The organism is Neisseria sp. P0001.S005 (assembly GCF_051963715.1).
In genome coordinates this window covers 1-8,429 of sequence record NZ_JBQCTZ010000148.1, presented here as the reverse complement: position 1 = coordinate 8,429, position 8,429 = coordinate 1, and the positions used below count along the sequence as shown (strand labels likewise).

At 52.1% G+C, this 8,429-nt stretch carries 6 protein-coding genes and 1 pseudogene; all 7 read right to left on the bottom strand.

All coding sequences use genetic code 11. From position 1 onward, the window contains the following. Positions 1 to 296: 296 nt before the first annotated feature. Positions 297 to 914: an NAD(P)H-binding protein gene (locus ACTHSP_RS14860; protein WP_049351026.1), complete on the bottom strand. Its 618-nt coding sequence runs from the start codon at positions 912 to 914 to the stop codon at positions 297 to 299. A 92-nt stretch (positions 915 to 1,006) separates the two neighbouring features. Beyond that, positions 1,007 to 2,827 carry a heme anaerobic degradation radical SAM methyltransferase ChuW/HutW gene (hutW, locus tag ACTHSP_RS14855; RefSeq protein WP_049351025.1) on the bottom strand — a complete coding sequence of 607 codons (1,821 nt, stop codon included), beginning with the start codon at positions 2,825 to 2,827 and terminating at the stop codon, positions 1,007 to 1,009. Between the two features lie 274 nt (positions 2,828 to 3,101). Then, positions 3,102 to 3,827, bottom strand: a complete 726-nt coding sequence (locus ACTHSP_RS14850) for an ABC transporter ATP-binding protein (protein ID WP_049351024.1) — start codon at positions 3,825 to 3,827, stop codon at positions 3,102 to 3,104. Positions 3,828 to 3,873: 46 nt separating this feature from the next. Continuing rightward, positions 3,874 to 4,815: a FecCD family ABC transporter permease gene (locus ACTHSP_RS14845; RefSeq protein ID WP_440346349.1), complete on the bottom strand. Its 942-nt coding sequence runs from the start codon at positions 4,813 to 4,815 to the stop codon at positions 3,874 to 3,876. Positions 4,816 to 4,964: 149 nt separating this feature from the next. Then, a complete protein-coding gene (locus ACTHSP_RS14840; RefSeq protein ID WP_440346348.1) occupies positions 4,965 to 5,756 on the bottom strand; it encodes a heme/hemin ABC transporter substrate-binding protein in 792 nt (263 codons plus the stop codon). Between the two features lie 72 nt (positions 5,757 to 5,828). Continuing rightward, a complete protein-coding gene (locus ACTHSP_RS14835; protein ID WP_440346347.1) occupies positions 5,829 to 8,027 on the bottom strand; it encodes a TonB-dependent hemoglobin/transferrin/lactoferrin family receptor in 2,199 nt (732 codons plus the stop codon). A gap of 312 nt (positions 8,028 to 8,339) precedes the next feature. After that, positions 8,340 to 8,429 (bottom strand): annotated as a pseudogene (locus ACTHSP_RS14830) (MBL fold metallo-hydrolase); the annotation flags it as partial.

The following is an 8,429-nucleotide window of genomic DNA, read 5'->3' as shown; positions in this document are numbered from 1 at the left end:
GGTTGTGGCCATAATCTGTAGAAAAGACTATTGCATCACACTAGTCTAAGTTCGCATAATTTATATTATGTTAAATTCATAAGTCTAATATTTTAGCCTGCCAACTCCTGTTTCTCTCAGTAGTACAATCACTTACAGAATTCAAACATAAAAGGCCGTCTGAAATTTTCATACGGCCTTTTTATTTATATCCTCCAGCCTTTTCTAAGCAAATCCTTTATTGTTTTGATCGGCTGCTAATCAATTACCTACTCCAACTTTAATAAAGAGAAAGTGGGCAATCTACTCAATCCGTTTTATGCCGCACCAACGCTATACGTTTCGCCCTTGCTGTCCGCTTGGCCGACAATGGCAGCAACGGCAGCGGCCAAGCCGTTGCGCGTCATGTATTTTTGCGGAATTTCTTGGGTATTTTGTGTCAAGGTATAGGTATTATCTTCGCCATCAGCAAGGCCGCAGGGGCGCAGGATGGTCCAATTCAAACCGCTTTGTTTGAGATAGATTTCAGCTTCTGTTTTGGCACGGACGGCTTCGCCGAGTGCCTGTTTGAACGGCTCGCTCATCATGTCCCATTGTTCACCGCAGCCCATGCTGGTAATCAGTACAAAGCGAGCTTGCGGATTGGCGGCTTTCGTAGCGGCAATGATGTTGATATTGCCCAGCGCATCGCTGCGGATGCCCTCTTCGTTTTTGCCGCCGACAAAACTGATCACAGTATCGGGACGATATTGTGCCAACGCTTTATCGAGCGCGTCGGCATCAAGCGCATCGGCGACGACGGTTTGAATATTGTGTGCGGCAAAAAAGCTGTCTTCAGACGGCCTTCTCAATACGGCGACGGTATCGGCTGAGTCAGTCAATGTGCGGATATAGGCGCGGCCGGACGGGCCGTTGGCTCCGAAGATGAGTTGCATGTTTGGGGTTCCTTTGTATGGTAGATGTTTGTTGTTAGAAAATCCGCTCCTCTATGCAACAAGGAACGGATTATCAGGCCGTCTGAAGCCGTTTAAGCGGCATCAAACAATTTGCGCATGGCTTCGATTTGGTGTTGTTTCAACTCGCCTGCCTCATCGCGGCCGACAAAAATTTTAAACATGGCGCCGCCGTTGCGGTTGATAAAGTTGAGCGAGCAAGTAGCTTTGCCCATGAACGGGCGTTCCAAAAGGTAGATGGAGGCGCAGTTTTCGTAATAGATATGACCGTGTACGCCGCCATCGGTTTCAGGATGGTCAAAGTTGTAGAAACCGCGGCCGACTTTGCCGTTAGGCAGTTTGCCGCTGACTTCGACGATGGCATCGGGGGTGTGGGCGATGAAGGTAACGGATTCATCCCATGCGGCAATGGCTTGGAGGATTTCGACTATGCGGCTGCCTTCGGTTTGGCGCACGTTCTCTTCTGGCAGACAGCGGATAACGTCTTCAAAACTGCATTGGTTTTGCGCTGCCAGCATTTCCAGTACTTGGCCGGGATTTTTTTCCAATGATTGACGCAACATGGTTTGTTGTTCGGCTGAAAGTTTTTGCATGGTTTGATCCTTTTCTTGAGTCGGAAGAGTGAGCATGAGTTTGCGGATAAGGGTGGGCGACCAATAACGGCCGCTGGTATTCAAACGGATAAGGCCGTCTGAATCAGGTTCTTTAAAAAGCTGCATTTCCTGCCATTGGGCAATCAGCTTTTGCGCTGCTTTGTTGCCGTCAAACAATAATGGATTCAGACGGCCTGTTTCAATATCGTGCTGGACTTTGCTGAGCAGTGCTTTATTTGGACTATGGCCGCTCATAAATGCGATGTTTTTCTCGCCTTTCGGCGTGGCAAGATAACTCTCCAAATCGCCCTGCACCTGATAGCTGAAACCGCCGAAGTTACCGCCAGCGCCGGATCCGAACGCCAAACAGGGAATGTCGGATTTGATCAGGGTATTGTAGCGGTTGCGCTCGCCGCGGCCAGGATAGGCGAAGTGGCTGTTGCTGACTTGTTCCCAGCCTTTTTCCAGCAGTGTTTCAACCGTGTAGGCATATTGGTCTGCCTGAATATCGAAACCCGGCGGTGTCGGAAATGCACCTTTTTCAATCATGCGGTTGATGGGGAGCATGGGATAAAGGTTGAACGCGTACGTATCCAAACCGGACAAGGGCAGCTCGGCGGCGCGGGCGATATCGTTTTGCCAAACGTCATCGGTTTGATTGGGCAGGCCGAACATCAAATCGGCCACAATCACGGCATCGAGTTCGCACAATTTTGCCAAATATTCAAACGCTTCGTCACCGCTGTGTTTGCGGCCGAGACGGCGGCGGATGGCGGTATTGAAGGTTTGCACGCCGATGGAAATGCGGTTGGCGCCTGCTTCGATGCAGGCCTGTGCTTTTTCCAAATCGAAATGGCTCATGCGCCCTTCGATGGTGAACTCGCAATCTTCGGCAAGCGGCAGATATTGGTAGCAGGCACGAATCAGGCGGACGAGGTCTTCCGTAAGCAACGCGGTCGGCGTACCGCCCCCGAAATAAACGGCTCGGATTTTGCCCTTGCCTGTACGGACTTCGGCTTCAGCTGCCATTTCTTCGATAATTTTGTCGGTATACACGCTGCTTTGGCTGTCCTTCCACGCATTACGGTAGAAGCCGCAAAAAACGCAATGGTTGGCGCAAAATGGAATATGCAGATAAGCAAGCGCATCCACATCGGTGGCATGGGGAAGCCTTTTCTTCCAAATGTTCTGCCACTGGGGACGCGGCATTGGAACACCGCCCCAAACGGGCATTAATGCCTGACGTTCAGGAAATGCCTTGGGTGCGGATTGTTTCGGAGTCCAAACAAGCTGCTGTACCATGATAATGATTAATAAAAATTATTAACAAGATTTATATATTAAATAACCATCATCGTTTTCTTGTCAATATTTTTGCGTAATTAAAAATTAGTATTATTTTAAAATATTGTATTCTATAAATAATTAAATGTATTTCTATTTGATGAAAATCGGCATTTTACTTGTGAAATGCGCAAAATTTGGTTCTTCAAGTCGGGAATATCCTCCCATCTCGTTTCATTTTTGAACGATAAAATAAATTTTCTTTATCGTTTTTCAGACGGCCTTTTGGCGTTCAGCTTCTGAAATAAAACCCCGCTTCATCTTCGCAACGGCGTATCTGCCAACCATAAACCGATTCAAGTAAGTCAGGGCGCATCACTTCGCCCACCTTGCCTGATGCAACTACTTTTCCCTTATTCATCAAAATAATATTTCCCGCATAATGCGCGGCGAGGTTTAAATCGTGCAATACCATCATTGATGAGGCACGGTTTGAATGCCCGACCAAATACTGCATCAGGCGGTGTTGGTGGCGGATATCGAGATGGTTGCACGGTTCGTCCAAAAGCAAGACCGGCGCATTTTGCAACAGGGCGCGGATGATGTTGGCGCGTTGTTGCTCGCCACCTGAGAGCTTGCCGATGCGCTTATCCGCCAACGCCGTCAAATCAAAATAATCGAGTAACTCGTCCGCCCATTCATGGTTCAGACGGCCTTTTTGTACGAATGACGCCAACGCAATGTATTCGCGTACGGTCATCGGCATGTTGTAACGGCCATGCTGCCCGACCCATGCCACCCTGCCCGCGCGGATTTGCGGCGCAACAGCCTCACCTAAAAGCGTGATTTCCCCCTGCCCCGTTTGCCCGATTAAGGCACGCAGTAAAGTGGACTTGCCCGCGCCATTCGGGCCGATAATGACAGTCATGCCCGAAGGTATATCCAGTTGATCAATTTCAAGCAGGGTTTTGTCTTGGACGCAGACGGAAAGATTACGGATTTGAAATAAGGTGTGCATGGCAAAAGATATGGGGCAATGAAGTTTCAGACGGCCTAATAAGGCATCAACGGCTTTTTAAAGGCTTGATAAACAAATACATAAAAAACGGTCCGCCCAATAAGGCAATCACGATACCGACCGGCAGATCGACAGGGTATGTCAGCCAGCGTGCCACCCCGTCCACCACCATCAAAAACACTGCGCCCAACCAAGCCGACAGCGCAATCAGTTTGCGGCGACTGCCGCCGACGGTTTGCGCCAGCACATTGGGGATCATCATGCCGAGAAAACCGATGATGCCCGAAAGCGATACCGCCGCCCCTGTCATCAATGCCGCGCCGATTACGGTTTGCACACGCAATGCCCCAACTGATACACCCATACTGGAAGCCGTGTCTTCCCCCGTCATCAAAACGTCCAGCCGCCTGCCTGCGGACAACAAAATCAGAAAACCGGGCAACATGACCGCGATTGCCGCAACAGGCGATGAGAAACCGGCTTCGGCAAGGCTGCCCGACAGCCATGTGGTCGCACTGCGCAATACCAAATCGTCAGATAAAAACAAAATCATGCTGACCACCGCGCCTGAAAACGCGCTCAACACAAACCCCAACACCAGCAATCCAAAAGTACCGCCGCCGAGCAGTTTGTGCACTGCCAAAATCAGCAGGCACACGCCCAGCGCACCGAAAAAGGCCGCCGCAGGTACGCCAATCGTACCACCGCCCAAAGCCAATAAAACAATCACGCCCAAAGCCGCACCGCCCGAAGTCCCAATCAGGCTCGGGTCGGCAAGCGGGTTTTCAAACAAGGCCTGCAAGGCCGCACCCGAAGCAGACAAACCCGCACCAACCAACAGTGCTGTGTAGATACGCGGCAGACGGATTTGGCGGACGGTTTCATCCATCGCCAACGGCGATTCCCACGCGCCAAAACCGATGCCGCAACACAAATAAACGGCGGCGGCAGTAAGCAACAGGCAGAGGGTAAGGGTATGCGGTTTCATGGCGCAATGCGTTTCAAGCGGATTGGATAACGGTTTCAGACGGCATTTTGAGAACAAGTCTGCACAAAGAAGGAATAAGCGGGCGCGTTTGAACAGAGGCCGTCTGAAAAAGCAAACATCAATCCAGCCTCTTTTCGAAGCAGGCGTATTTATTTCGCCAAACCGTGCAAACGTTGAACCACTTGCGGCGTATCCAACCCGTAACGGAACATATCATTGGCCTTCCACAAATAAATCTTGCCGTTTTTCGCCGCAGGCGAGCCGGCGATTTCGGGGCGTGCGGCAAAGGTTTTGACGTTGCCTATCATGGCAGTGTTGTGGTCGGCAATAATGATGATGTCGGGTTTAGCCGCAATCCATGCCTCACGTGTCATCGGTTTGAAACCGTCAATGGCGGCTGCGGCATTGATACCGCCGGCGCGGCGGATGATTTCATCGGCAGCGGTATTCTTGCCCGATACGATGCGCCCGTCGTAGCTGAAGAGGTAGCGTTTGCCGCTGGAAGGCTGCTGTTTCATATCCGCCTGCCACTTACTGGCCAATTTGTCCGCCTGCGCGCTTTTGCCGATAAGCCGGCCGATGTTGCGGATACTTTGCGGATAGGCGGCGATGCTGTCATCGGGCGCAACATTGACGGCTTTAATGCCTGCTTTTTGCAAGTGGGCAAAAATATCGGCAGGCTGCGCCATCCATGAACCGATGGCGATGTCGGGTTTGGCGGCCACAATCGGTTCAACCGTCAGGCGGCGATGAATGCCGATGCTGGGCTTATTTTTCAACGCCGGATTTTGAACGGTCTGATCGCGGCCGACGATTTCGTCCAATGCGCCGAGCGCGGCAACGATGTCTGCCGTATCGGGGGTTAACACGACGATGCGTTGCGCGTGTGCAGTGCCGGCCAACGAAATAAACGCGGAAAGCAGAAGGAGTTTGAGTTTCATTATTTTTCCTTATCGAATGCTTTCAGACGGCCTGCTCATTTTCTCAGGCCGTCTGAAAACGGTTGAATCACATTAGAACTTCAGTTGTACGGTTGCGGCGAAATTGCGGCCGGTTTCGGTGTACAAGTCCATCACACTGGTACGGCTCATGCCGGCAACGTCTGCGTGTTGCCAGTATTTTTTGTTGCCGATGTTGTAAATGTTCGCGCCGATTTCGAGGTTTTTAGACGGCTTGTACCACGCGCCGACATCCCATACGCCGTAGCCCGGCGCTTGGAAAACGCTGTCGCTGCTGACGCGGCTGTGTTTTTTCGACCAGCGCAGTTTGGTGCCAACACCCCATTTTTCCTGAGTGTAATCCAAACCCAAAACGCCGTTGAGCGGATAAGCGGAATCCAACGGTTTGCCATCCTGCTGCTCACCGCGCATCCAAGCGATGCTGCCGGAGACTTGCCAGCCCGGCAGGAATTTATAGGCGGCGGAGGCTTCGGCACCGTAGGTTTTGACCCTATCCAGATTTTGATATTGGTACTGGATAATCGGGCGACCGCCTATGGAGGCAGTGCCGACTTCGGTGCGGTTGATGAAATTGCGGTAACGGTTGTAGAACGCGGTGACCTGCGCACGGGCGCGTTCGTTTTTGAACTTCATCCCCAATTCAAAGCTGTTGGAGCGTTCGGATTTGAGGTTGGAATTGGGAATGACGGCATAGCCGTAGGTTGTGTTGGCAAATGCCATGGTCGCGCTGTCAAACGGCGGCGTGCGGAAGCCCTGGGAATAAGTGGCAAAACCGGTGAACTGCTCACCCATCGGCACACTCAGACGCAGGCTGGGCGTAAGTGCGGAATCGTTGAAGCGGGTTGCCGTGCCGTCGGGATTGGCGTTGAGATAGGCTTGGTCGGTTTCAGTATTCAGCTTGTCTTTCTCGTAACGCAGGGCAGGGGTCAGGACGATGCCGTTGCCGAAGGTCAGGCTGTCTTGCGCGTACAGGCTGAGGGTTTTGCGTTTGCTGTCGGGGAAGGTTTTGTTCGGATAGGTGCTGCCCGCATAGGTTTTGCTGACGACACCGGTCAGGTTGTCCACGGTCAGGCTGTCGCGCGGACGGGCGGTTTCGGTATGTTTGTATTCAGCTCCGGCAACGACGGTTTGTTTGACCGCGCCATCAAATTCCCACACGCCGCGTCCGGTCAAGCCGCGTATGACTTGTTCGAAGCCGTAATCGGAATAGCGGGTCGAGTTGCCCAGTTGGCGCGCGCCCATGCGGGTAATGCTGACATCGACGGCATCGTCTTCCGTGCGCAGTTTTTGCTGATAGGCGGTCAGGTTCGCTTCTTTCAGACGACCCTCGCCGGTGTAGCGGTAGCCCGCTTCAATGCGTTGGCGGCGGATGCGGTCGCGGGCGTTGCTTTCCGAAGTCGTCACCGTTACCGGCCCGCGCGATTGCGAACCCAAGCCGTTTGCCAACACGGTATCGTTGGCGTGGTAATACTGTTCGTACAAGGTTTCAAAACGGTGTCGTTCGTTGCCGATACTGCCTTTTGCCAAAATATTGTAGGCATTGTTTTTCTGCGGATTGGTGGCGGTGCGCGAAGTCGAGTAGCTTTTGTCGTCGCCCATGTTTTCCGTTTCGTGGCCTTGGCGGCGCGTCAGCATCAGCAGACCTTCGGCGTTTTCATGGAAACCGGCGGCTATCGCCGTCACACCGTGGCTGCGGTCGCGGCTGCGGTAGCCGTATTTCAAACCGAAATGACCACGTTTGTCCGCATCGACAAAATCACGCGGCGAGAGCGTGACCATGTTCACCACGCCGCCGAGCGCATCGCTGCCGTAGAGCGCAGAATAAGGTCCTTTGACAATATCAACTTGCTTGAGCGTGTCGCTTTCGACCATATCGCGTCCCGAAATCGCGCCGTTGGAGCCGCCGCCCGCGTAGGACTCGGGAATGCGTACGCCGTCCACCATCATCAGGATGCGGTTGCCGTCTATGCCTCGGATATTGATACCGGCATGACCGCGGCGGTTGTTGTCAGACGGCACACTGACGCCGGATTCATACATCACGATATCGTCCAGATTCTGCGCCGAGGCTTGATTCAAGGTTTTGCGTCCGACAACCGACACATTCGGCGCGGCTTTATCCAAGGTTTGCGCATTGCGGTCGGCCGTAACCACCACAGGCTCTATTTCTGCCTGAGCCACCGGCATCTGAGCCGCATATAACTGTCCGGAAAAAACCGCCCCTACTACACAGACAATCGCTTTCTTTTTCATTACATAACCTTATCATTTGAATAATAATGGTTTGCATTTATAAAACAAATAGGCAGTTTTTGCAAGTTTGGGAACTGCAAGACAGCACTAACAAAGGTGCGGAGCATATGTATTCGTCTGACTACGCCTGCCTGCTCTAACCTGCCCATGATTGACTGATACGGCAGCGATGCGGCCGTTAAGCCATAAACGCAGTTTTCAGGCTATCTGAAAACCCTGTGCAGACTGCTTTTAAAGGCCGTCTGAAATCCGAAAAGCAGCCTGCACTTTGAAAAGCAAGGTGCAGGCTGCTTTAGGGTAATAAGCCGTTTATCAATCCAGCTTAACGATTTCTCCGTCTTCCGGAACGTTCACACGGCTTTCAATGCCTTGACCGCGTATAAATTTACGCATATCGGCGCG

What these genes read in the sequence shown, in the direction of transcription:
- ACTHSP_RS14860 (WP_049351026.1), bottom strand. Translation starts at nt 914, where the DNA reads ATGCAACTCATCTTCGGAGCCAACGGCCCGTCCGGCCGCGCCTATATC.
- hutW (WP_049351025.1), bottom strand. Translation starts at nt 2,827, where the DNA reads ATGGTACAGCAGCTTGTTTGGACTCCGAAACAATCCGCACCCAAGGCA.
- ACTHSP_RS14850 (WP_049351024.1), bottom strand. Translation starts at nt 3,827, where the DNA reads ATGCACACCTTATTTCAAATCCGTAATCTTTCCGTCTGCGTCCAAGAC.
- ACTHSP_RS14845 (WP_440346349.1), bottom strand. Translation starts at nt 4,815, where the DNA reads ATGAAACCGCATACCCTTACCCTCTGCCTGTTGCTTACTGCCGCCGCC.
- ACTHSP_RS14840 (WP_440346348.1), bottom strand. Translation starts at nt 5,756, where the DNA reads ATGAAACTCAAACTCCTTCTGCTTTCCGCGTTTATTTCGTTGGCCGGC.
- ACTHSP_RS14835 (WP_440346347.1), bottom strand. Translation starts at nt 8,027, where the DNA reads ATGAAAAAGAAAGCGATTGTCTGTGTAGTAGGGGCGGTTTTTTCCGGA.